Below are 21,221 nucleotides of genomic sequence, written 5' to 3'. Positions count from 1 at the left end.
AGTGAGGCTGCCGGCCCACCGCCGGTATTCCCCTTCCGCCATCCCGACCCGGCCAGTCTATGACTGGCCGGGCGGGAAGCGGCTGGCCCTGCTCGTCGTCAACAACATCGAGCACTTCGCCTTCCGTGCCGGACTGGGGTCGGATTCCACCGGGCTGAACGCGGTGCAGAACCAGCGTCCTTATGCTTGGCGCGACTACGGCAATCGGGTTGGCCTGTGGAACCTGCTCGACCTGCTGGACGAGCTGGGCATCCCCGCCGCGCACAACGTCAACAGCGCGGCGTTGCAGGCCTGTCCGGAGATCGCCCCCGCCCTGCGCGCACGCGGCGACGAGTTCATCGGCCATGGCCGCACCAACAGCGAGCGCCAGGACGGGCTGTGGGAGGAGGATGAGCGGCGCCTCATTGAGGAAAGCCGCGACATCCTCGCGCAACACGCCGGCGTCGCGCCGCGCGGCTGGCTTGGACCGTATATCGCGCAATCCGCTCACACGCCTGACCTGCTGCGCGAGGCGGGGTTCACCTACGTGATGGACTGGCCAGCGGACGACCAGCCCTTCTGGATGGAAACGCGCGCCGGGCGGCTGCTTTCCGTACCCTACTCCGTCGAGATCAACGACAGTCCGGCTCTGATCGCCCGCCACCACTCGGGACGTGAATTCGCGGAGATGGTGGAGGACCAGTTCCTCGAACTCCTGGATCAGAGCGAGAAGCGCCCGCTGGTCTGTTCCATCGTCCTGCACCCGTTCATTCTCGGCCAGCCGCACCGGCTGCGCCCCTTCCGCGAGGCGATGCGCCGCATCCTGGAGCAACGTGACAGGCTGTGGGCCGCACGGCCGGGTGAACTTGCGGATTACGTGGCGACGCTGCCCGATGGATTGGTGCCATGACCGACCGGGACTTCACTGGCTACGGAAGAACGCCACCCGACCCGCACTGGCCCAACGGCGCGCGCATCGCACTGAATTTCGTCCTGAACCATGAGGAGGGTGGCGAGGAGAGTCTCCCCGATGGTGACCCGCGATCGGAGACGGCGCTCACCGAGGGCAGCACCGCCCCGGTGAAGGGCCGCGACTTGGCGGCGGAAAGCATGTTCCAGTTTGGCTCGCGTGTCGGGTTCTGGCGCATCCACCGCCTGTTGACCGACCGGGCCCTGCCCTGCACCGTCTTCGCCGTGGCGCGTGCCCTGGAACGCACGCCTGATGCCGCCGCGGCGATGGTCGAGGCAGGCTGGGATATTTGCGGCCACGGGCTACGCTGGGAAATGCACGCCGGGATGGAGGAGGCGAAGGAGCGCGCACGTATCGCCGAGGCTACCGCGATCATCGAGCGCCTGACCGGCGCACGGCCGAAAGGGTGGTACACGCGCTACGCCGCATCCGAGAACACGCGGCGCTTCCTGGCCGAGGCCGGCTACCTATACGATTGCGATGCCTATGATGATGAATTGCCCTATTGGCGCACGGTGAAGGGGAAGCCTCACCTCGTCATTCCCTACACGCTCACGCACAACGACGTGCGCTTCCAGCGCGCGGCGCTCACCACGGGCGAGGAGTTCTTCGCCTATATCCGCCACGCCTGCGAGCTAATGCTGACAGAACCCGGCGGGCGCATCCTTTCTGTAGGGTTGCACAACCGCATCATCGGCCATGCTGGGCGGGCAAGCGGGCTTGCGAAGCTGCTCGATTGGGCGAAGGCGCAGGAAGGCATCTGGATCTGCCGCCGCGCCGACATCGCCGCCCATTGGATGAAGGAACACCCCGCAACGTGACCTGGCGTTCTTTGCTCTACGTGCCCGTGGTGGAGGAGCGCTTCGTCGCCAAGGCGGCGGAGCGCGGAGCGGATGCAGTGATCCTCGACTGCGAGGACAGCATCGCGCCTGACCGCAAGGAAGAAGCGCGGTCCACATTGGCGAGCGCCGTGCCGTGCGCTCGCCCACCCGGAGGAGACGTTCTGGTGCGGGTCAACCGGCCGCTCGCCATGGCCGTGGCCGATATCGAGGCTGCCGTGGCGGCCGGAGCAGATGGGCTGGTGCTGACGAAGGTGATGGGGCCCGAGCACGTCCAACTCCTCGCCGAGTTGGCGAACCCGGGCATGAAACTAATCGCTTTGGTGGAGGAGGCGAAGGCCCTGCCCCACCTCGACGCCATTGCCCGCGCCCATCCCGCCCTCGTGGCGCTCGGCATCGGCGGGGAGGATCTGGCCACCGACCTAGGCGCCGAGGCCACGCCGGACGCGCTGGACCTGCCGAAGCGCTTGGGCCTCATCGCGGCGCGGGGGGCGGGCATCCTTCCGCTGGGCTTCATCGGAACGGTGGCCGGTCTTTCGGACCCGGAGGGCTACCGCGCCATGCTGCGCCGGTCCCGCGCCCTGGGCTTCGCCTGCGCCACCTGCGTTCACCCCTCGCAAGTCGCGGTCATCAACGAGGAGTATGGCCCGTGCGCGGAGGAACTGGATCGCGCCCGGCGCATGGTCCTGGCCTTCGATGCCGCCTTGGCCGAGGGCCGCGGCGCGGTGACCTTCGAAGGTCAGATGATCGACCGTCCGATCGTGGAGCGCGCCAAGGCCCTGCTGCGTCGCGCCTGAGACCGGGTCGCCTTCCCTTCAGGCCAGAAATCTTCGCCCTTTGGCCCCGCGTCACTCACCGGCCATGGCGCCGGCGAGGTCCGTGCCCGGCCGCTCTTCCATGCGGCGCGCGAGGGAAAGATTGGCCTGAACACGCTCGGGCAGGTCGTCCCTCCCCGCGAAGGGAGAAAGGATCTCAACGGCCGGCCGTGCTTGGCCGGCCAGGAGAAGCGAAACAGCGCGGTTATTCGCGATGGTCGCATCGTGCGGCGCCAGCGACGCAGCGAGGGCGTGCTGCGCCGCGGCTTCATCCGACCGACCCAGTAGGTCCAGGGCGACGGCGCGCGCGCCAACCAGCCGCGCGTCACGTGGCGTGGCGGCAAGGGCGCGCTCGAGCAGCACCAACGCCTCCTGCGAGCGGCCCGCGCGCAGGCGCAACCGCGCCATCTCACCGAGCAGCATGGGCGAGTTGGGATGGCGCGCCATTGCGCCGTTCAGCGCGCGCTCTGCCTCAGCAAGCCTGCCCGTCCGCGCCAGGGCCGCCGCCTGCCGGCGGACAGGCTCAATCGCGCCAGGGCTTGCGGCAACGGCCGCACCATAGAGTGACAGCGCCATGTCCGACTGGCCCGAACGCTCCGCCACCTCGGCCACGCGAAGTCGCGCTGCGGTCCCCTGGTCCGGCTCCTCGTTCGAAAGGCCGAGCGACGCACATCCAGCAAGGAGGAGAACCCCGAAAAGGGAGGGAAGCTGCATCATGGGGAACCTCCGAAATGGGAGCCGAGTTGAATAGCCGAAGGGCCGATCAGCACGATGAAGAGACAAGGCATGATGAAAATGATGAGCGGCAAGACGAGCAGCGCCGGGAGCCGCGCCGCGCGCTCTTCCAGGCTGATCATCCGCTCCTGGCGCATTTCTGCGGCCAGGACGCGCAGTGCCTGCGCAAGCGGCGTTCCGTAGCGAAAGGTCTGTGATAAGGTCGCGGAGACGCGGCGGAACCCCTCGAGCCCCGTGCGCTCACCCAGCCGGTCCAGTGCCTCTCGCCGGTCGGGCAACACCCGGAGTTCCTGCCCGAGCACGCTGAATTCGCGCGCGACAGCTTGGTTCGAGGCACGCATCTCCAGCGCCACGCGCTCGACCGCGCTGTCGAGGCCAAGCCCGGCCTCGGCGCAGACCACGAGGAGGTCGAGCGAGTCGGGCAGTCCGCGCTGCAGCGCCTTGACGTATGGCTTGCGCACCATCTTCAGGATCCAGCCAGGAAGCATGATCCCGAGGACGAGCCCGAGGGCCACCGAGAGCAGTATTCCCTGCGTCTCCGAGCCTCGCAGGATCGCAATGACCAAGCCAGCAAGCGGAGTCAGCACGAGGAGCACCACCTTCGTGCCAATGAAGATCGGCACCGCCTGCCCGATCGGCAGGCCCGAAGCGGCGACCGCCTGCTCGAGCTGCGACACCTCGGGCGGCGAGAAGATCGATCGGCGGCGGAGAGCCTCGCCGATCTGACGAAGGAGGCCGATGACACCGCCGAGGATGGGTGCGCGGCCCGCATCAGGCCCCTCCTCCTCCATGCTCGATATGCTGCGGATGCGCCGGCTCAAATCACGGCGCGCGGCCTCCCGATTCAGCAGGAAGGAGGCGATGCTGACCAGGAGCAGCGAACCAAGCCCGGCGAGGGCAGCGAGGGCGAAAGGGGTCATCAGTCGGTCGTCGCGCGCTGGATCAGCCAGCGAATGGTGAGGAGGCCGAGGCCGAGCAGCGTGGCCCCGGTGATGAGGAGCTGCTGACCCGTCTCTGTCTGAAAGAACACATCCATGTATCCGGGCGAGAGAAGCATCAGCCCGAGCCCCGCGACGAAAGGCATCGCCACGAGGATCGCTGCGGACATGCGCCCCTCCGCGGCAAGGGCGCGTGCACGGGAGCGCATCGCCACGCGCTTGCGGACGATCTCCGCGAGGTTCTCGAGCGTTTCGGCCAAGCTGCCGCCGGTCTGCGCCTGGAGGCCGAGCGTCACGGCGAAGAAGGCATACTCGGTCAAGCCGGTGCGCTTATAGAGGCGCCAGAGCGCCAGTTCCACGGGCCTTCCGATGGAGATCTCGCCCACGACGCGGCCGAACTCGCTGCGTGTCGGCTCAGGCATTTCGCGTGCAAGGCCGCGAAGCGCCTCAGCGACCGGCAGGCCAGCCTTGACCGACCGGACCACGAAGCCAAGCGCATCGGGCAATTGCTCAAAGAGCGGGCGGAGATAGGCCTGCGCCTGCCAGGAGAAGAGGGTTCGCGTCGCGAGGATGCCACCGACGGCGCCACCGGCCAAGCCAACCGGCATTCCGAACCATCCCGACACCCTCCAGTAGGCGAAGAGCGCGACAGCTCCGCCGAGTGCCGCGACGACGACGACAGGCAAGCGCGAAGGCAGTTCCGGACGGTAGCGGAAGAAGCGCGCGGCGCGTCCTCCCTCCCCCGCTTCGGAAATCCGAATGCTGGACCCGCGCATCGCGGCCACGACAGGGGTTGTCCCTGCGCCGCCAACCTCCCGTACGCGGTCGCGCACCCGCCGGGCCGTGCCATCGCGCATGAGCCACAGGGCCCAGAGGACGAGGCAGAAGGCGACGAGGAGGATGAGTGCGACAGCCATGCTCAGGCTTCCTGGATTGCCCGCATCCAGACTTCATCAAGGCCGAAATAGCGCAGCTTCTCGATGAAGGAGGGGCGCACACGCGGCGTCTCATAATGCCCGCGGATCCTGCCGGTGGCGTCTTCGCCATCATACACGAAGGTGAAGACCTCGTTCATCGTGATGACCTCGCCCTCCAGGCCGCAGACTTCGGAGACCTGGGTGACGCGACGGGAGCCGTCGCGCATGCGTTCGATCTGGACGATAAGGTCCACCGCGCTGGCGATCTGAGTGCGGATGGCGCGCACCGGCAGCGACATGCTGCCCATCTGCACCATGTTCTCGATGCGGATGGCGGCGTCGCGCGTGGTGTTGGCATGGACCGTGCAGATGCTTCCGTCATGGCCCGTGTTCATGGCCTGCAGCATGTCGAAGGCCTCGGCGCCACGCACCTCGCCGACGATGATGCGGTCGGGACGCATTCGCAGCGCGTTTTTCAGCAGGTCGCGCTGCGTGATCTCGCCCTTGCCTTCTAGGTTCATCGGGCGGGTTTCCAGCCGCACGACATGGGGCTGCTGAAGCTGAAGTTCGGCCGCGTCCTCGATGGTGACGATGCGCTCGTCATGGTCGATCAGGCGGCTCATGGCGTTGAGCATCGTCGTCTTGCCCGAACCCGTGCCGCCCGAGATCACGATGTTCAAGCGGCAGCGAGCCGCGATTTCCAGCACGCGCCCAACGGGTGCAGAAAGGCTCCCATTCTCGACCATCGCGTTGAAGTCGAGCTTCTTCTTCGAGAATTTCCGGATGGACAGGCACGGCCCGTCCAGGGCGAGCGGCGGGAAGACCACGTTGACACGGCTGCCATCGGCGAGGCGGCAATCCAGGAGCGGGCTTGACTCATCGACACGGCGTCCCACGGCCGCCGCCATCTTCTGCGCGATATTCGCCACCTGCTGCGAAGAGCGGAAGCGGACCTTGGAGAGCTGAGTCTTGCCACGCACCTCGATGAAGACCCGATCCGGGCCGTTCACCATGATGTCGCTGATCGTCTCGTCCTTCAGGAGCGGCTCGAGTGGCCCGTATCCGGCCATCTCCCAGGCGATGTCTTCCGCAAGGCGCTGCTGCTGACGCGCGGTGACCTCGATCCGGTCCTGCTGGGCGATGGAATGGACGAGCGCCTCGAACTCCCGCCGCAGCTGTGCCATGTCGAGCTTCGCGGCAGCGACGGGATCGACCTGCTGCATTACGCGCGTGCGCAGTTCTTCGGGCAGGTCGTCGCCCGTATTGAGTTCAGGCGCGGGATCGTCATTCCCCGCAGCGCCCGGCGAAACCGGAAGCACGAGTGGGTCGACGCGGCGCCCGAAATTCCTCATCGCCGGAACAGCCCCTTGAAGATCTGGCCCAGCCCGCTGGCTTGGGCGTCGACCAGGCGGTGGCCGGTCGCCTCCTGCACGAGCGGCGCAAGGGCCTTGCGCCATGCCGGATAATCAAGCACTGCCGCGCGACCAATATTGGCAGCCTTCGCCAGTTCCACGGGAAGGTCGGGCAGGCGGATATCCGGCTTGCCGCCGAGCCCCTGCTCCAAGAGCTTCGTCTCGAGCCCCCAGCGTGCATTGGCGCGATTGAGCACCGAGATGGTCGAGCCGTCTCCCGGCAGTTCGGAAAGGAAGGTGCGGGCCGCCATCATGTCGCGGATCTGAGTCACCTCGGGCGTCATGACCAGCACGCGCTGCCGCGCGCGCGAAAGAAGCGTGCGCTCCGCCGCACTGGGCGGCAGGGCAACATCCGCCACAACGACGTTGAAGCGTTGCAGCAGGAGGTCGAGCAGGTGCCTGACCCCTTCCTCCGTGGGTGCCGGCTGGCTCCCCAGCGGCTCCTCCGACGCGATGACCCTCAGGCGCTCCGTCACCGGCACCGCGACCCGGTCAATGAAGAGCGCATCGGCGCGTTCGGGCTGCTCGAGAGCGGTCCTCAGCGCGCCACTTGGCTGCACGCCGAGCAGCAGGGCCGCATTGCCCCCACGCAGGTTCATGTCCAGAAGGCAGACATGGCCGCGCGTGTCGCTGGCAATCTGCATCGCGAGGTTCGCGGCAATTGTCGTGCCGCCCGCGCCGCCGCGAACGCCCATCACCGCGACGAGCCGGCCGCCCCGCGCACCAGCCGCGCCCTCGCCTTCGGGAGCTTCGGACATGCGGCGCCTCAGCACTCCGGAGATCGTGTCTCGCGTCAGGGGCTTCGGAAGATACTCATCCACTCCAAGCTCGCGTGTGAGTTGGCGGTAGAAGCCGATATCGGATCGGTCGCCCAGCACGATCACCCGCACATCGGGTGCGCAGACGGCGGAAAGCGCGTCCAGTGCCTGGAGTGGCGAGGCGTCACCCTCGATGTCCACAAGGAGGAGGCGGGGCGTCGGCTGCTGGGCCAGGGCCTTGATCGCGGCGCGGATGTTTCCACGTCGGATCGCTGAGCCGGCGGCAATGTCAGGCAACCCGGCGCGGACCGCATCTTCACTCGCCTCATCCGCGATCCAGGCCGCGAGGGCTAGCCGGTCCCCCTCGACAGCAAGGGGAAGCGTCGCGTCAACGTGCGACATTTCCGCCTCCGGCAGCGGGGGCGATGGTGATCGCGGGGGCCGGGTTGGACGAGCGAGGGTTGGGGAGCTCCGGAACCTGCCCCGCCAGTAACCGGTCCACGCCCGGCGTCGCGGCCTGTCCCCGTGTTGTGAGTGCCGCCCTCCCCTGCCGCAGGTCGCGCGGCTCGGCCACCATGGCGCGGAGATTGGCGTCATTCGCGCCCGTGGCACGCCAGGTGCCGGGACGATCAAACGGATCTTGCGTCAAAGGAGCGCAGGCAGCGAGCAGGAGGAGGAGCGGTGCGGCGCGCATCGGGTCAATCCAGGATGAAGCCCGCATCCAGGGCGGGCAGCGGCGTTGGCGTGCGGCCAGCGGCGATCTGCCTGTGCCGCAGGATGCGGTCGAGGTCGGTGGCCGGGCGGAAACCATCGGTGGGCGCCACGAGGGTCTGCTGGCTCGCGGCAGGACGAACCAGATACGGCGTGATGATGATCACGAGCTCCGTCTCCGCCTGTTGGAAGCGGGTGGACCGGAACAAGGCGCCAAGGACCGGTACCTCGCTGAGGCCCGCGATCCCCTGGCCGACCTGGCCGCTGCTCCGCTGGAGCAGCCCCGCGATCGCGAAGCTCTGGCCACTGCCGAGTTCCACCGTCGTTTCGGCGCGGCGGACCGTCAGCGCCGGAATCCGCAGTGTGCCGCCGGCGATGGGCAGATTGATCGCGCCATTTTCCGAAAGCTCGCTCACCTCGGGCCGGACGCGCAGGTTCAGCCGGTCCGGCGCTAGCACAGTCGGCACGAAGGCGAGCGAAACGCCGAATTGCTTGAAATCCACCGTGACCTGACCGGTCAGGTTCGCTGCCACCGGAACCGGGAACTCGCCGCCCGCGAGGAAGCTGGCCGTCTCGCCCGACTGGGCGGTGAGATTTGGCTCCGCGAGGATGGTGATGAGTTGATCGGCGGCCAGGGCGTCGATGACGCCGTTGATGTCGAGGCGACGGGATTGGATGCCGACACCAAACCGGGCAGGCGCGGCCGCGGAGCCGGCAGCGCCTGCCGCACCAGTGATCGCCGAAAGCACCTGCGCAGCCGAGGGACCGGTCCGGAGGCCGATGACGAACTCGCCCACGCGGCCGATGGCCTGCCAGTTGAAGCCCAGGTCCCGCGTGACCTGCCGAGAAATCTCGGCGACGCGGACCCGCAGATTCACCTGCACCGACTGCAGCACTTCGAGCTGGTTGAGGACGGAGCGTCCTTCCCCAGCGAAGCCGCGTGCGATGGCGAGGGCGCGCTGAGCCTCTGCTGCCGTCGCAACGGTTCCGGTGAGGATTAGACCGCCCGTATTGGAGAGGACACGCAAATTCGGGCCGACAGCCTGCCGCAACGTCGCCTCCACCGCCGCGGCGCTGGGGGGCGGCGGCGGTGCGCTGGAGGGCTGCGCTCCCATCGCCGCGCCCATTGGCAGGGACGCCGCGCCCTCGGAACGCCCACCGAAGACGGTGATGTCGTATTGCGCGACTGGTGCACCGTTGCTGTCCGTCGCGATGAGCGTCGTGCGGCCGTTGCCGACTGCCATCAGGAACAGGCTGGTCGGCGAGGCTGCCTGCACGCGCGCGACGCGCGGATCCGCGGCGAGGACCGTCGCCGCCGGAGCCGGCAGGGTCAGCATGCGCCCCGTGCCCGCCTCGAGGCGGAGCGGGACCGGCACAGCCGGTGCGACGGAGGTCGCTGGGGTCAGAGGCGTGGCCTGCATTGCAGGAGCCGGCACCTGCGCGAGGGCTGAGCCGGCAATGCCCAGAAAGCCCGCGAAAAAGGCAAGGCGCATCATCGAAAACTTACCTCTGTCTGGTCGCCACCTTGGATCAGGCGCATTCGCACCCCGTCTCCCGGCAGCAGGGCGCGGGACACATCGCCGCCAAAGGTCGGAACGGGAGCGGTCGAGACAAGCGAGGGCTTATCGCTTGACTGTTCGATGGCGCGCACCGTGAGGGAAAGACGCCCCAGGCGCTGGGCGACGGCGAGGCGCTCCGCCTGCTCGGCGGACACCTCAAGGGTGACCGTGCGTGCCACGTTGCGCGGACCTGAATCGGTCGGGCCGGCACCCTGCGTAAATTGCTGGTCCACAGCGATGACGCGTGCGCCGTTCAGCACCGTCTCGCCAACATAGCGACGCGCGGCGGTGACGCCGCCACCTTCAAGCTCCTGGGTCAACAGCACATCCACCTGGTCGCCGGGCCAGATCAGGCCGGCCGCCCCGGTGACCGCGTCCACCCCCACGGCCATGGCACGAGCGCCAGGCCGCAGCACGGCGGCCAGGAAGCCACGATCGCGCGGATGCAGGACATCCGCGCGAGTGAGAGTCCCATTCGGCTCCAGCCAGCGGCGCAACATCGCGCCACGCAGTTCGATTTTCACGTCGTCTGAGGCAACCAGCGAGCCTTCCGGCGCCCCCTCGATTGGGAACTCGCGGATGGTGAAGTCCTCGTCCTTCAGCAAGGTGCCAGCCTGAAGGGGCCGTGCAGCAGCTAGCAGCCGGAGCCGGGCCGGTGGCGGGGGCGGAGCGGGCGCGGCCTCGGCCACGATGACCGGTGCGCTTGGTCGAACGGCGAGGAGCGCAACGTAACCGAGCCCGCCCGCAGTCAGGAGGAGCAGAAGGACGGCAAGGAGGCGGAAGGGCATGGGTCAGGTCTGTCCAAATAGGACGAGGGTTCCCCCCACAGCGATGGCGACGCCGTAGGGAAGCGGCGCACCACGTCGGATGCGCCAAGCCTCCACCGCACCCACGCGGCCGGGGAACCGAACCGGCCCCCAGCGGCGGAGGACGAGATGGAGGATGCCTAGGATGCCGCCCGCCATCGTGGTGGCGACGACGAAGTCCCAGGTAGCAGCTGGCGTGAAACCGGCAGCGAGGGCCGAGGCTAGCTTCACATCCCCGCCGCCGAGGAGACCGCGGGAGAAAAGAAAAAGCAGGACGAGAAAGAGAAGAGCGGCACTCATCAATGAAACTGCCAGCGCCTCAAAACCCAGCGCACCACGTGCACCGACGCCGATCCCAGCGATGAAAAGGCTAGTAGCGTCCGGGATGGTCCGCGTTGCGATGTCCCGCCAAGCTGCGATCGTTAGGATGAGGAACGCGATTAATCCGGCTGTATAGGTCATGTGGCTTCGCCCTGGGAAATCCTAACCTACAAGCCAAGGATGCGGCAAATCTGCGACCTCGCGCTAAAGTGGTGGCGCGAGGCGCAGCCGACAGCACAGGGTTAGTTTGCGGCGGTGACGCCAGCCGTAATGGCCGTGTAGATACCCTGCAGCTCGCCCTTCAGTCCCGCGATGCCAGCGATAACGGCCAGGACCACGGCGGCAGCGATGATGCCGTACTCAAGAGCCGTCACGCCACGGCGGTCGGACTGAAGCTTCGCGAAAAGCGCGGTCGCGGCTTGCACCATGAACAAATTCCTTCTGTTGCGAGCCGAGGACGAAAAAAGTCGCTTTTGCTCGCCCAAAAAGCGACTTGTTTGCCAAGGAATACACTCTTTGGTTGAGTTTCTTACTTGGGCCTTTATAGTCTATAGGCGTCGCTCCAACCTGCACGCAAGGGTTGATATGTTCGGGATGATACGTATTTCGCCCCGCCTTCGGCTGGCGGACCGGCGGGGATCCGTGCTGATAGCATTTGCCGTCGGCTCCGCCGGCCTCGTCGGACTGACCGCCCTCGCGACCGATGGCGGGCTCTTCTACGTGACGCGGCGCGCGGCCCAGAACGCAGCCGATGCGGCGGCGATTGGCGGCGCGGCAGCCATCATCGCCGGCGGTTCGGCCTCCGCCGCCAGCCTGAACGTCGCGGGCCGCAATGGCTTCGTCGCCAACACGCGCACCACCATTGCGGTGAACGTCCCACCGACTTCGGGTCCAAGCGCCGGGAAAACCGGAGCCGTCGAGGTGGTGTTGCAGCGGCGGATGACGCCTGGGCTTTCTCGGATCTTCTCCCCTTCCGACGTGGATGTCAGGGCGCGCGCAGTCGCGGTCGTTCAGCCGGCGACGGAAAGCTGCGTGCTGAGCCTCCGGGGAAGTATGACGCTCAGCGGTAGCTCCACCACGGCGGGGTCTGGCTGCGTTCTGGCTTCGAACTCACGTGCGTCAGGTGCCATCACCCTTCAGGGCGCGGCCACGGTGAACGTGTTCTCGATGGTCATGGGCGGCAGCTGTAGCGGCTGCGCCAACAATAGCCGCCTGACCCTCACCCGTGCGTATTCCGAGTACCAGCCGAACCTTCCGGACCCCTACGCCTCGCTGAACGACAAGGTCCTGCCGACCTTCGGTCCCAGCACCTGCATCTATCCTGACGCGAAGCCAACGATCCTCGAACCCTACGAAACGACGGGGAAAGCCTATTGTTCTGATGTGAGGCTGAACGGCAACAATACCGTGACTCTGACGCCAGGCACCTATTACTTCTCGAATGCCTCCCTCACGGGACAGAATGGCGCCATCGTCTGTCCGACCTGCACTGGGGATGCCGGTGTTACGCTCGTCTTTACTGGGACCCCGGGCACGATCGGCGGGCCCGACCTGAACGGCAACGTGAAGATCAGTCTCCAGGCCCCCGCCCAGTCTGCGGACCCGGCTTGGAACGGCATCCTGATGTATCGTGACGCGCGCGCACCCCTCGGCCACACGGTGCGGGTCAATGGCACCTCCGACAGCCAGATCGGCGGCGCCTTGTACTTCCCGACTTCGACGCTTGAGTTCTTGGGAAACATGAGCCTCTCGAACACGAGCTGCGTCTCTCTCGTCGCGGACACGGTGAATTTTGGCGGCAATGCGAGCGTCGCAGGCTGCGCCGCGCGCAACACGGTGGTGCCCCGTGTCCAGGCCATCCGGTTGACGGAGTAGGATAATGCGTTGCCGAAAGGGCGTTGCCGCTATCGAATTTGCGTTCGTTGCGCCGATCCTGGCCCTTGTGCTGATGGGCGTCATGGACCTTGGAAGCGCGCTGCAGCAGAAGCAGCGGCTTACGGCGGCGGCGCAGGCTGGCGCCGCCTATGCTTTGACCCATCCCGCGGACAGCACCGGCATCCAGGCGGCGGTCAACCGGCTACTGGGAGGATGGAGCGGCGTCACGGTGACGGTTCCGGCTCCCGTCTGCGAATGCCCGGGAGTCGTCGGCCCCGTGAATTGTGACACGGTCTGTTTAACCGGCCGGCAGACCTATGTGTCCATCACCCTCACGCGGTCCTTCACGCCTCTGCTGCTCAGGAACCTCTCCGAAGTGAGCGCAAATGTCGTTCTTCGCCTTCAATAAGCGGCGCCGTCTGGGCCGGCGTGGCGTGACCGCGCTCGAGTTCGCTTTCTGCGGTCCCATCTTCATCATGATGATGGTGGGCGCCATGGATCTTGCGCGGTTCTGGTTCACCACCCAGTCCCTGCGTAATGCGGTGGCGGAAGCGTCGCGCAAGGCAATGGTCGATGATACCCTCACTGGCTGCAATCCCACCAAGCTGGCCAGTAGCCGCCCAGGCCTAAGGGACACGCTGGATCTTTGCATCACGCGCGGAACGGTGAGTGGCATGAGCCAGTTGGTTGTGACTGGCTCAACGGATTTCCGCTTCGCGATGCCGTATTTTGGCTCGCGCAATCGTTCACTTCGGGAAGTAACCGAACTCCGGTTCTAAGGGGTGCAAGGCTACAGAGCTTGTGTGCTGACGCAGCTTTAGCTGGAAGGCGGCTCCAGACCAGCCTTGCGCACGGCCTCCGGCGTCATGGCGCTGGCGATGCGATCCAGCAGGGCGGCGGCACCGGGCGCCGCATCCGTGAAAAGCGCTGCGGAGAAGACGGCGCAGGTATTGGCGCCCTCAGGCAGCTTGCCCACGACCTCGATCCCGTCGACGGCAAGGAGTTCGCTCACCTGCTGGATGGCAATCGCCACCTCGCCCCGCGCGGCGAGTTCGGCCGTGAATCCGGCAGGGATGATCGTTGCCTTGGGCGCAAGCGCCTCGGCGAGGCCGAGGCGCTCCACCAACAAGGAGAAGAAGATGCCGCTGGCACCTGCGCGCGACCAGGCAATGGATGGGGCGGCAAGCAGCGTCGCGCGCAGTTCCTCCACCGTGCCGATCCGCGGGTGCGCCTCGCCCTTGCGGACAGCGAGGCCGACAAAGGAATGGACGAGGTCGCGCCTCGTGCCGGCGACGAGGATACCCTTCGCGGTCAGTTCCTTGATGCCCGCATCGGTGAGGATAGCGACGTCGGCACGCTCCCCTTCCCCGATGCGCTGCAGGATGCGGGCCGTGGGATCGAAGCTGAAGCTGGCATGCAATCCCTCCTGTTCCAGCACGGGCATCAAGCGACGCAGCAGGACGGCAACACCGAGGGTCGAGAGGATGCGCATCCTCAGCGAGCACGGCTGACGCAGAACTCGACCACGTCGGCCAGGGCTTGGCGAAACTCGCTTGGCGGAAAGGTTTCCAGCGCGTCTAGGGCGGCCGCACCGTAGCGCTCGGCGCGCCGGATAGTCTCGCCGATGCCGTCATGCCGCGTGATCAGGTCCTGGGCGCGGGCCAGGTCCTGCTCCTCCTGCGCCCGCTCCTCCATCACGCGGTGCCAAAATTCCCGGTCCACCTCGCCGCCGCGATGGAAAGCGACCAGCACGGGCAGTGTGATCTTTCCCTCGCGGAAATCATCGCCGACCGTTTTGCCCAAGGCTTCCTGCGCGGCTGCGTAATCGAGCGCATCGTCCACCAGTTGGAAGGCGATGCCGAGGTTGCGGCCATAGGCGTCGAGCGCCTCGGCCTCGCGCGGGGGCCGGTCGGTCACGACGGCGCCAACCCGGGTGGCAGCGGCGAAGAGCGCAGCGGTCTTGCCCTCAATCACCTCAAGATACTGAGCCTCGGTGGTGGAAAGGTCGTTCTGCGTAACGAGCTGCAGCACCTCGCCTTCCGCGATGGTGGCAGAAGCTGCAGAGAGGATGCGCAGCACTTCCAGCGAACCATCCTCGACCATCAGCTGGAAGGCACGAGCGAACAGGAAGTCACCCACCAATACGGAGGCCTTGTTGCCGAAGAGCGCATTGGCGCTCGCCTGGCCACGTCGAAGCGCACTTTCGTCCACCACGTCATCATGCAGCAGCGTCGCGGTGTGGATGAATTCGACGCAGGCGGCGAGCGCGACGTGGCGCGGCCCGCCCGCGGCGTATCCGCAAAGTCGCGCGGCAGCGAGGGTGAGCAAGGGACGCAGCCGCTTGCCACCCGCCGCGACGAGATGCGCCGCAAGCTGCGGGATGAGCGCCACGGGGCTGTGCATGCGTTCCACGATTACGCGGTTCGTGGCCTCGAGGTCCGCCTGCACCAACGCGGTGAGCCGCGCCAGCGCGTCCTCGCCCCTTGCCATCGCATCCGCTGCCGTCGTCACAGATCTTCCCTTGCCCGAACTCGCCTGCGCCGCCAATCTACCGGCGGGGCCATTTGGCTGCAAGGCAAGGAAAATCAAGGGGTTTGGCCATATGCGCGTGGTAGCGGAGGGGCTGGACCCCGTGCGGATGGGGTTCCTGCGCGCGGTGCTGGCCGATGCGGGGATCGAGGCAGTGATCCTCGATTCCGCGACGGCGTCGCTGGGCCTTGGCGTCGTGCCGGCGCGCCTCGTCATGCGCGACGAGGATGAGGCACAGGCGCGGCGCATCCTGGACGACGCGGATGGATAGCTCCTTGACCGAGGACACGCTGCTGAGCGGCCGCGTGCGGCTGGCGCAACCGCGACATGGCTTCCGTGCTGCGGTGGACCCGGTTCTGCTGGCAGCCTTCGTGCCTGCGCGTGCAGGCGATGCAGTGTTGGAATTGGGCTGCGGCAGCGGCGCGGCCTTCCTGTGCCTCGCCACGCGGGTGCCTGGAATCACGGTGACGGCGCTGGAGCGCGATGCATCTTTGGCAGAACTCGCGACACGCAATGCAGCAGCAAATGGCGTCGCCGCGACTGTGCTTACGGGGGACCTGCGCGCGGCTGCCCTGCCCGAGGTCGCTCACGGCTTCGCCAACCCCCCCTTTTGGTCAGGCGGGACACCCTCCCCCGATGCCGCCCGCCGACAGGCCTCGCATGAGCAGGCCGTGCTTGCCGACTGGGTGAGTGCGCTGGGCCGGGCGGTTCGGCGACGCGGCACAGCGAGCCTCATCCTGCCGGCGTCACGCTTCGCCGAGGCAGCATGCCATCTGCGCGGAGCGGGGTTTGGCGCGGTGGTGCTGTGCCCGCTTTGGCCACGCGCGGGCGTGGCAGCAAAGCGTGTGCTGCTGCGCGCGGTGAAGGGCGGGCGCGGGCCGGATGTGGTTCTGCCTGGCCTGGCGCTGCACGAGGGGGCGAGCTGGAGCGTCGCCGCGGACGCAGTGCTACGCGACGGTGCCGCCCTCCCCGTCGGTCCCGAATTCGCTCGGTGACAGAGAGATCGGAGGCGGAAAGCTCAGACCCTGCCCCTTGCCCTCAGACATAGCGCCGTCGTCCCGCCGCCGATGCCGTCCCAGTAGGCACAGCCAATTTTGACCTGCGCCCACTTCGGATGACGGATCACCGGCGCGGGCGGGACTGAGACGAGCACATCTCTGTTTACGTCACGCCCCACCGAGCAAGGTGGAACCGCCTAGCCCCCCACGCTCAGCGCCGCCGCAGCCCGGACAGGTCACGCACCGCACCGCGGGCAGCGCTTGTCGCCAGCGCGCCATAGGCCTTGAGTGCAGTAGAAACCTGACGCTTCCGGGGGGCGGCGGGTTGCCAAGCGGCGTCTCCCTTGGCCTCCATCGCGGCGCGACGGCGGGCGATCTCCTCATCGCCGACAGCGAGGTGGATGCGCCGGCCAGGGATGTCGAGTTCGATCGTGTCGCCATCCTCGACGAGGCCGATCAGCCCACCTTCCGCCGCCTCTGGCGAGCAGTGGCCGACGGAGAGCCCGGAGGAGCCGCCGGAGAAGCGACCATCAGTGACCAGCGCGCAAAGCTTTCCGAGACCCTTCGACTTCAGATAGCTGGTCGGGTACAGCATCTCCTGCATGCCGGGGCCGCCGCGCGGTCCCTCGTAGCGCACCAGCACCACGTCCCCGGCCTGAACGGAGCCGCCTAGGATACCCTCCACTGCCGCGTCCTGGCTTTCGAAGACGCGGGCCGGCCCGCTGAAGCGGAGGATGCTTTCATCCACCCCGGCCGTTTTTACGATGCAGCCCTCCTCCGCGAGGTTGCCGAAGAGCACCGCCAGCCCGCCATCGGCGGAGAAGGCATGGGCAATGCCGCGGATCACACCCTTCTCACGATCCGTGTCCAGCGCTTCCCAACGGCTTTCCTGCGAGAAGGCCTCGGTGGTCGGGATGCCGCCGGGCGCGGCGCGGAAGAAATGGTGCACCTTGGCGTCCTGCGCGCGCTGAACATCCCACTGGGCCAGCGCTTCGGCCAGGCTGGGTGCGTCCACGCGGCCGACTGAGGTATCGAGCAGACCGGCACGGTCCAGCTCTCCCAGGATGCCCATGATGCCGCCGGCGCGGTGCACGTCCTCCACATGGACGTTGATGACGGAGGGCGCGACCTTGCACAGCACAGGGACACGGCGCGAAAGCCGGTCGATGTCAGCCATGGTGAAGGGGACGCCCCCTTCCTGCGCGGCAGCGAGAAGATGCAGGACGGTGTTTGTGGACCCTCCCATGGCGATGTCCAGGGTCATCGCGTTCTCGAAGGCTGCCATGGAGGCGATGGAGCGCGGCAGCAGGGAGTAGTCGTCCGTCTCGTAATGCTGACGGGTGATCTCGACGATGCGGCGACCGGCCTCCAGGAACAGGCGCTTGCGGTCGGCATGGGTGGCGACCACCGTGCCGTTGCCCGGCAGGGCGAGGCCCAGGGCTTCCGTCAGGCAGTTCATCGAGTTGGCGGTGAACATGCCCGAGCAGGACCCGCAGGTTGGGCAGGCCGAACGCTCGATGACCTGCACCTCCTCGTCCGTCACGCTGCTGTCGGCCGCGACGATCATGGCGTCGATCAGGTCCACGCTGCGCTTCACGCCGCGATGCACGACCTTACCCGCCTCCATCGGCCCGCCGGAAACGAAGATGGTCGGGATGTTGAGGCGCATCGCGGCCATCAGCATGCCGGGCGTGATCTTGTCGCAGTTGGAGATGCAGACCAGCGCATCGGCGCAGTGGGCATTCACCATGTACTCGACGCTGTCGGCGATCAGCTCGCGCGACGGGAGGCTGTAGAGCATCCCGTCATGGCCCATGGCGATGCCGTCATCCACGGCGATGGTGTTGAACTCTTTGGCGACGCCTCCTGCCGCCTCGATCTCCCGCGCGACGAGCTGGCCGAGGTCCTTCAAGTGGACATGGCCGGGCACAAACTGGGTGAAGCTGTTGGCGACGGCGATGATCGGCTTGCCGAAATCCGCGTCCTTCATTCCCGTTGCGCGCCACAGCCCGCGGGCGCCGGCCATGTTGCGGCCATGGGTGGTGGTGCGGGAACGGTATTGCGGCATGGGGCTGATCCTCTCTCCGGCCCGGTTTACGACGGGGCGCCGTAGCCGGCCAGACCGGTTGCGATGAGGCGAAGGTTTCGATATCTATGAAGGAAGATAACGACGGAGTGAAGCGTGCCCCGCCTGCCCCGCCGCGGCCTTGCGGTTGCACTCCTCCTTCCCGCCGTTGCACGGGCGCAGGGGGCGGCACCTCTGGTGGCGGGTGCGGCCGATTTGCAGTTCGCCCTCGCCGAGATCGTCGCCCTCTTCCGTGAACGGACGGGTATGGAGGTGCGGACCACGCTTGGTGCCTCAGGCAACCTCACGCGGCAGATCGAACAGGGAAGCCCGGTAGAGTTATTTCTGTCCGCCGATGAGGGCTTCGTGTTCCGCCTCGCCGAGGGCGGGCATACGCGGGACCGAGGAGTTCTCTACGCCACCGGGCGGGTGGCGTTGCTGGTGCCGCCCGCATCGCCGCTGCGCGCCGAGGATGGGCTGGCCGGACTGCGCGCGGCATTGGAAGCAGCACGGATCCGGCGCTTCGCCATCGCCAACCCGGAACACGCCCCCTATGGCCGCGCCGCTGAGCAAGCATTGCGGGCAGAAGGCCTGTGGGACCGCATCCGGCCCCTGCTCGCGCTGGGCGAGAACGTGTCCCAGGCGGCGCAGTTCGCCCTGGCGGGGGGTAGCCAGGGTGGGCTGGTCGCCTTCTCCCTTGTGCTGGCGCCAGCGATGGCCGGGCGAGGAACCTATCAGCTGCTTCCGGACACGCTGCACGAACCCCTGAGGCAGCGTATGGTGCTGACACGCCGCGCGGGCCCGGTGGCGGAGCGCTTCTTCGCCTTCATGCAGGAAGCGGAGGCACGGGCGATCAAGCGACGCTTCGGCTTCGCCCTCCCTGGCGAGTAAGGCGAGATGGACTGGGCGGCCTTCCGGCTTTCGGCCGAACTGGGGCTATGGACGCTGGCGCTTTTGCTGCCGGTCTCGGTGTGGCTGGGGCGGCTCCTGGCGGTTCGGTCATTCCGCGGGCGCGGTTTCATCGAGGCGGCGGTTGCACTGCCCCTGGTGCTTCCCCCCACCGTCGTCGGCTTCTACCTGCTGCTGGCCTTTGGCGCCGGATCGCCGCTTGGCCGAGCCTGGGAGGCGTTAGCGGGGCGCGGCCTCGCCTTTTCCTTTGAGGGGCTGCTGCTGGCTTCGGTGTTGGTGAACCTTCCCTTCGCGGTCCAGCCCATTCAGAACGGCTTCGCCGCCCTACCGCCGCGGCTGCGTGAGGCTGGAGCAATGTCCGGCATGGCGCCCTGGACGGTGTTCCGGCGGGTGGAGTTGCCATTGGCCTGGCCGGGCATCGCCACGGCCGCGGTGCTCACCTTCGCCCATACGCTTGGCGAGTTTGGCGTGGTGCTGATGGTGGGCGGCTCCATCCCGGGCGAGACGCGCACGGCTGCCATCGCCATCTATGATCGCGTGCAGGCTTTCGACGACCGGGGCGCAGGATTGATGTCTGCTGTCCTATTGGGCACGTCGGTGCTGGCGCTGGGCCTGACCAATACGCTGTCACGGCGTGTGGGGCGGCGTCGCGATGGCTGAAGGGCTGAGCCTGCGGCTGAGGGCGGAAGGCCCGATCCCGCTGGACCTGTCGTTGGACGTTGCCCCCGGCGAGGTGGTCGCGCTGGTGGGTCCCTCAGGTGCAGGAAAATCCACGGCGCTGCGCTGCGTTGCAGGGCTGCACCAACCTTCGCAAGGGAAGGTGCGATGTGGCGGCGAAACGTGGCTGGATACTGCTTCGGGTCTGGCCCTTGCGCCGCATCGCCGGAGCGCTGGGCTTGTCTTCCAGGACTACGCACTGTTCCCGCACATGACAGCGCTGGGCAATGTCATGGCGGCCACCGGTCACCTGCCCCGCACGCAGCGGGAAGCGCGAGCGCGGGAGTGGCTGGCGCGCGTCCACTTGTCTGGGCTGGAAGGGCGACGCCCCGAGGAGCTGTCAGGCGGGCAACAGCAACGCGTTGCGGTGGCGCGCTCCCTTGCGCGCGACCCGGCGGTGCTGTTGCTGGACGAACCATTCTCCGCCGTGGACCGAGCGACGCGGCGACGCCTTCAGGCGGAGCTGGCAGGGCTTCGACGAAGCTTGGCGATTCCGGTGCTCATGGTCACCCACGATTTAGAGGAGGCGGTGGCACTCGCCGACAGGATCTGCGTGATGCATCGCGGAACGGGCCTGCAACAAGGCACGCCAGCCAATGTACTGGCACGACCGGCATCGGCGGAGGTCGCGCGATTGTTGGACCTGCGGAACCTGTTCCGAGGCCGCATCGAAGCGCAGGACGAAGTTTCCGGTCGAACCGTTTTCCGCTGGGGAAGCAGGCGCGTCGAAGCCCTGGCCGATAGGCGCTTACACGCTGGTACGGAAGTGGATTGGCTCGTCCCAGGCGGCGCGGTGGTTCTGCATCGACGCGAGCGGCCCTCGCAGGGCGAGCGGGAGAACCCGATCCTGGCACGGGTGATCGACCTTGTTCCCATGGGTGAAGAAGCGCGAGTCACCCTGGATGTAGATGACCCGGAGGGTGGCACTCTCGCCTTCGCCTTGCCGCTGCATCACGCGAGGCGGAACGGTCTCGCTCGCGGAGCGGAATGCAGCGTTTCGCTGCTGGCCAAGGCAATCCACTTGATGCCGCGGTCTAACTAGGAATTGCACGACAATCCCTTGTCCGGCGTTGTCGACTGGCCTCGGGGGCGACAGCCCATAGAGGTCGCAGGCTGGCGGAAGGAGCCGGAGCTAATATGAGGCGCGCCCTGTGGTCCCATGATCGCCTGCGAGGTGGCGTTGGGGCCAGATAGGGCCAGAAGCAAAACGCGCAGTGGTTTTTTGGATCGTCCCGTCAGGTTATCGCCGCGAACTGGTGTCGGCAATTGACGAAGCTTCGAGGTGCGACGCCAAGGCCAAAGCGCGCATCGTAGCTCGGGCGGAAATCGGAAGACGCCTATCGTCGCCGGCGCGATCACCAGCGGCGC

Annotated in this window: 24 protein-coding genes; 11 read left to right on the top strand and 13 right to left on the bottom strand. The window is 67.2% G+C overall.

The genetic code is table 11. The annotated features are described in order from the left end of the window. The first annotated feature begins 1 nt into the window (after window position 1). The 3 genes from JTJ31_RS00235 to JTJ31_RS00225 are packed head-to-tail and all read left to right on the top strand — an operon-like array spanning window position 2 to window position 2,585. Entirely contained in the window at window positions 2-889 is an 888-nt protein-coding gene (locus tag JTJ31_RS00235; protein WP_328805598.1) for a polysaccharide deacetylase family protein, read from the top strand. Next, a complete protein-coding gene (locus tag JTJ31_RS00230; RefSeq protein ID WP_207536591.1) occupies window positions 886-1,770 on the top strand; it encodes a polysaccharide deacetylase family protein in 885 nt (294 codons plus the stop codon). The genes JTJ31_RS00235 and JTJ31_RS00230 overlap by 4 nt, the downstream gene beginning before the upstream one ends. Further along, a complete protein-coding gene (locus JTJ31_RS00225) occupies window positions 1,767-2,585 on the top strand; it encodes an HpcH/HpaI aldolase/citrate lyase family protein (protein ID WP_207536590.1) in 819 nt (272 codons plus the stop codon). The genes JTJ31_RS00230 and JTJ31_RS00225 overlap by 4 nt, the downstream gene beginning before the upstream one ends. A gap of 51 nt (window positions 2,586-2,636) precedes the next feature. Here the strand turns inward: JTJ31_RS00225 and JTJ31_RS00220 are convergent, their stop codons facing one another. The 10 genes from JTJ31_RS00220 to JTJ31_RS00175 form a co-directional block, all read right to left on the bottom strand. Then, window positions 2,637-3,320, bottom strand: coding sequence for a tetratricopeptide repeat protein (locus tag JTJ31_RS00220; protein ID WP_207536589.1), 684 nt, complete (start codon window positions 3,318-3,320; stop codon window positions 2,637-2,639). Beyond that, window positions 3,317-4,258, bottom strand: a complete 942-nt coding sequence (locus JTJ31_RS00215) for a type II secretion system F family protein (RefSeq protein WP_207536588.1) — start codon at window positions 4,256-4,258, stop codon at window positions 3,317-3,319. Before JTJ31_RS00215 ends, JTJ31_RS00220 begins: the two co-directional genes overlap by 4 nt. Then, window positions 4,258-5,193, bottom strand: a complete 936-nt coding sequence (locus tag JTJ31_RS00210; RefSeq protein WP_207536587.1) for a type II secretion system F family protein — start codon at window positions 5,191-5,193, stop codon at window positions 4,258-4,260. Before JTJ31_RS00210 ends, JTJ31_RS00215 begins: the two co-directional genes overlap by 1 nt. A gap of 2 nt (window positions 5,194-5,195) precedes the next feature. Continuing rightward, complete coding sequence (locus JTJ31_RS00205; RefSeq protein WP_207536586.1) at window positions 5,196-6,545, bottom strand: CpaF family protein; 1,350 nt, start codon at window positions 6,543-6,545, stop codon at window positions 5,196-5,198. Beyond that, a complete protein-coding gene (locus JTJ31_RS00200; RefSeq protein ID WP_207536585.1) occupies window positions 6,542-7,765 on the bottom strand; it encodes an AAA family ATPase in 1,224 nt (407 codons plus the stop codon). Before JTJ31_RS00200 ends, JTJ31_RS00205 begins: the two co-directional genes overlap by 4 nt. Beyond that, window positions 7,752-8,057: a hypothetical protein gene (locus JTJ31_RS00195; protein WP_207536584.1), complete on the bottom strand. Its 306-nt coding sequence runs from the start codon at window positions 8,055-8,057 to the stop codon at window positions 7,752-7,754. The genes JTJ31_RS00200 and JTJ31_RS00195 overlap by 14 nt, the downstream gene beginning before the upstream one ends. 4 nt (window positions 8,058-8,061) lie before the next feature. Beyond that, window positions 8,062-9,570 (bottom strand): type II and III secretion system protein family protein, encoded by a 1,509-nt coding sequence (locus tag JTJ31_RS00190; protein ID WP_207536583.1) that lies wholly within the window; start codon window positions 9,568-9,570, stop codon window positions 8,062-8,064. Continuing rightward, on the bottom strand, window positions 9,567-10,421 hold the full coding sequence (gene cpaB, locus JTJ31_RS00185; RefSeq protein WP_207536582.1) for a Flp pilus assembly protein CpaB: 855 nt from the start codon (window positions 10,419-10,421) through the stop codon (window positions 9,567-9,569). The genes JTJ31_RS00190 and cpaB overlap by 4 nt, the downstream gene beginning before the upstream one ends. 3 nt (window positions 10,422-10,424) lie before the next feature. After that, the gene (locus JTJ31_RS00180; RefSeq protein ID WP_207536581.1) at window positions 10,425-10,901 is read right to left on the bottom strand and encodes an A24 family peptidase; all 477 of its coding nucleotides are present in this window, start codon (window positions 10,899-10,901) and stop codon (window positions 10,425-10,427) included. Window positions 10,902-11,002: 101 nt separating this feature from the next. After that, the gene (locus JTJ31_RS00175; protein ID WP_207536580.1) at window positions 11,003-11,188 is read right to left on the bottom strand and encodes a Flp family type IVb pilin; all 186 of its coding nucleotides are present in this window, start codon (window positions 11,186-11,188) and stop codon (window positions 11,003-11,005) included. 88 nt (window positions 11,189-11,276) lie between these two features. Here JTJ31_RS00175 and JTJ31_RS00170 point away from each other — a divergent pair, with 88 nt between their 5' ends. The 3 genes from JTJ31_RS00170 to JTJ31_RS00160 are packed head-to-tail and all read left to right on the top strand — an operon-like array spanning window position 11,277 to window position 13,414. Continuing rightward, on the top strand, window positions 11,277-12,635 hold the full coding sequence (locus JTJ31_RS00170) for a pilus assembly protein TadG-related protein (protein ID WP_207536579.1): 1,359 nt from the start codon (window positions 11,277-11,279) through the stop codon (window positions 12,633-12,635). 4 nt (window positions 12,636-12,639) lie between these two features. Further along, on the top strand, window positions 12,640-13,044 hold the full coding sequence (locus tag JTJ31_RS00165) for a TadE/TadG family type IV pilus assembly protein (RefSeq protein ID WP_207536578.1): 405 nt from the start codon (window positions 12,640-12,642) through the stop codon (window positions 13,042-13,044). After that, window positions 13,022-13,414: a TadE family protein gene (locus JTJ31_RS00160; protein WP_207536577.1), complete on the top strand. Its 393-nt coding sequence runs from the start codon at window positions 13,022-13,024 to the stop codon at window positions 13,412-13,414. Before JTJ31_RS00165 ends, JTJ31_RS00160 begins: the two co-directional genes overlap by 23 nt. 38 nt (window positions 13,415-13,452) lie before the next feature. Here the strand turns inward: JTJ31_RS00160 and JTJ31_RS00155 are convergent, their stop codons facing one another. Together JTJ31_RS00155 and JTJ31_RS00150 are read right to left on the bottom strand one after the other, a co-directional pair. Then, window positions 13,453-14,127: a substrate-binding domain-containing protein gene (locus JTJ31_RS00155; RefSeq protein WP_207536576.1), complete on the bottom strand. Its 675-nt coding sequence runs from the start codon at window positions 14,125-14,127 to the stop codon at window positions 13,453-13,455. A gap of 2 nt (window positions 14,128-14,129) precedes the next feature. Next, on the bottom strand, window positions 14,130-15,125 hold the full coding sequence (locus JTJ31_RS00150) for a polyprenyl synthetase family protein (RefSeq protein ID WP_207537266.1): 996 nt from the start codon (window positions 15,123-15,125) through the stop codon (window positions 14,130-14,132). A gap of 112 nt (window positions 15,126-15,237) precedes the next feature. On the opposite strand from JTJ31_RS00150, the gene JTJ31_RS00145 reads away from it, so the two are divergent. Together JTJ31_RS00145 and JTJ31_RS00140 are read left to right on the top strand one after the other, a co-directional pair. Continuing rightward, the gene (locus JTJ31_RS00145) at window positions 15,238-15,435 is read left to right on the top strand and encodes a putative signal transducing protein (protein WP_207536575.1); all 198 of its coding nucleotides are present in this window, start codon (window positions 15,238-15,240) and stop codon (window positions 15,433-15,435) included. 4 nt (window positions 15,436-15,439) lie between these two features. Then, entirely contained in the window at window positions 15,440-16,159 is a 720-nt protein-coding gene (locus tag JTJ31_RS00140) for a tRNA1(Val) (adenine(37)-N6)-methyltransferase (RefSeq protein WP_236019746.1), read from the top strand. Window positions 16,160-16,373: 214 nt separating this feature from the next. Here JTJ31_RS00140 and ilvD read toward each other — a convergent pair whose 3' ends face one another. Beyond that, window positions 16,374-18,230, bottom strand: coding sequence for a dihydroxy-acid dehydratase (gene ilvD, locus JTJ31_RS00135; RefSeq protein WP_207536573.1), 1,857 nt, complete (start codon window positions 18,228-18,230; stop codon window positions 16,374-16,376). Window positions 18,231-18,344: 114 nt separating this feature from the next. On the opposite strand from ilvD, the gene modA reads away from it, so the two are divergent. The 3 genes from modA to JTJ31_RS00120 are packed head-to-tail and all read left to right on the top strand — an operon-like array spanning window position 18,345 to window position 20,895. Beyond that, window positions 18,345-19,118: a molybdate ABC transporter substrate-binding protein gene (gene modA, locus JTJ31_RS00130; protein WP_207536572.1), complete on the top strand. Its 774-nt coding sequence runs from the start codon at window positions 18,345-18,347 to the stop codon at window positions 19,116-19,118. 6 nt (window positions 19,119-19,124) lie between these two features. Beyond that, on the top strand, window positions 19,125-19,796 hold the full coding sequence (gene modB / locus JTJ31_RS00125) for a molybdate ABC transporter permease subunit (RefSeq protein WP_207536571.1): 672 nt from the start codon (window positions 19,125-19,127) through the stop codon (window positions 19,794-19,796). Then, window positions 19,789-20,895, top strand: a complete 1,107-nt coding sequence (locus JTJ31_RS00120) for an ABC transporter ATP-binding protein (RefSeq protein ID WP_207536570.1) — start codon at window positions 19,789-19,791, stop codon at window positions 20,893-20,895. Before modB ends, JTJ31_RS00120 begins: the two co-directional genes overlap by 8 nt. The last annotated feature ends 326 nt before the right edge of the window (window positions 20,896-21,221 follow it).

The organism is Sabulicella rubraurantiaca (assembly GCF_017355885.1).
Classification (GTDB): domain Bacteria; phylum Pseudomonadota; class Alphaproteobacteria; order Acetobacterales; family Acetobacteraceae; genus Roseococcus; species Roseococcus rubraurantiacus.
The sequence above is the reverse complement of the archived record's forward strand: the minus strand, read 5'-3'. Positions and strand labels throughout refer to the sequence as shown.

Excerpts from the sequence above, each read along its gene's own strand:
- JTJ31_RS00165 (WP_207536578.1), top strand. The coding sequence starts at position 12,640 with ATGCGTTGCCGAAAGGGCGTTGCCGCTATCGAATTTGCGTTCGTTGCG.
- JTJ31_RS00145 (WP_207536575.1), top strand. The coding sequence starts at position 15,238 with ATGCGCGTGGTAGCGGAGGGGCTGGACCCCGTGCGGATGGGGTTCCTG.
- JTJ31_RS00120 (WP_207536570.1), top strand. The coding sequence starts at position 19,789 with ATGGCTGAAGGGCTGAGCCTGCGGCTGAGGGCGGAAGGCCCGATCCCG.
- JTJ31_RS00190 (WP_207536583.1), bottom strand. The coding sequence starts at position 9,570 with ATGATGCGCCTTGCCTTTTTCGCGGGCTTTCTGGGCATTGCCGGCTCA.
- JTJ31_RS00230 (WP_207536591.1), top strand. The coding sequence starts at position 886 with ATGACCGACCGGGACTTCACTGGCTACGGAAGAACGCCACCCGACCCG.
- JTJ31_RS00220 (WP_207536589.1), bottom strand. The coding sequence starts at position 3,320 with ATGATGCAGCTTCCCTCCCTTTTCGGGGTTCTCCTCCTTGCTGGATGT.
- JTJ31_RS00175 (WP_207536580.1), bottom strand. The coding sequence starts at position 11,188 with ATGGTGCAAGCCGCGACCGCGCTTTTCGCGAAGCTTCAGTCCGACCGC.
- JTJ31_RS00160 (WP_207536577.1), top strand. The coding sequence starts at position 13,022 with ATGTCGTTCTTCGCCTTCAATAAGCGGCGCCGTCTGGGCCGGCGTGGC.
- JTJ31_RS00150 (WP_207537266.1), bottom strand. The coding sequence starts at position 15,125 with ATGGCAAGGGGCGAGGACGCGCTGGCGCGGCTCACCGCGTTGGTGCAG.
- JTJ31_RS00210 (WP_207536587.1), bottom strand. The coding sequence starts at position 5,193 with ATGGCTGTCGCACTCATCCTCCTCGTCGCCTTCTGCCTCGTCCTCTGG.
- JTJ31_RS00180 (WP_207536581.1), bottom strand. The coding sequence starts at position 10,901 with ATGACCTATACAGCCGGATTAATCGCGTTCCTCATCCTAACGATCGCA.
- JTJ31_RS00195 (WP_207536584.1), bottom strand. The coding sequence starts at position 8,057 with ATGCGCGCCGCACCGCTCCTCCTCCTGCTCGCTGCCTGCGCTCCTTTG.
- JTJ31_RS00155 (WP_207536576.1), bottom strand. The coding sequence starts at position 14,127 with ATGCGCATCCTCTCGACCCTCGGTGTTGCCGTCCTGCTGCGTCGCTTG.
- JTJ31_RS00200 (WP_207536585.1), bottom strand. The coding sequence starts at position 7,765 with ATGTCGCACGTTGACGCGACGCTTCCCCTTGCTGTCGAGGGGGACCGG.
- modB (WP_207536571.1), top strand. The coding sequence starts at position 19,125 with ATGGACTGGGCGGCCTTCCGGCTTTCGGCCGAACTGGGGCTATGGACG.
- cpaB (WP_207536582.1), bottom strand. The coding sequence starts at position 10,421 with ATGCCCTTCCGCCTCCTTGCCGTCCTTCTGCTCCTCCTGACTGCGGGC.
- ilvD (WP_207536573.1), bottom strand. The coding sequence starts at position 18,230 with ATGCCGCAATACCGTTCCCGCACCACCACCCATGGCCGCAACATGGCC.
- JTJ31_RS00205 (WP_207536586.1), bottom strand. The coding sequence starts at position 6,545 with ATGAGGAATTTCGGGCGCCGCGTCGACCCACTCGTGCTTCCGGTTTCG.
- JTJ31_RS00215 (WP_207536588.1), bottom strand. The coding sequence starts at position 4,258 with ATGACCCCTTTCGCCCTCGCTGCCCTCGCCGGGCTTGGTTCGCTGCTC.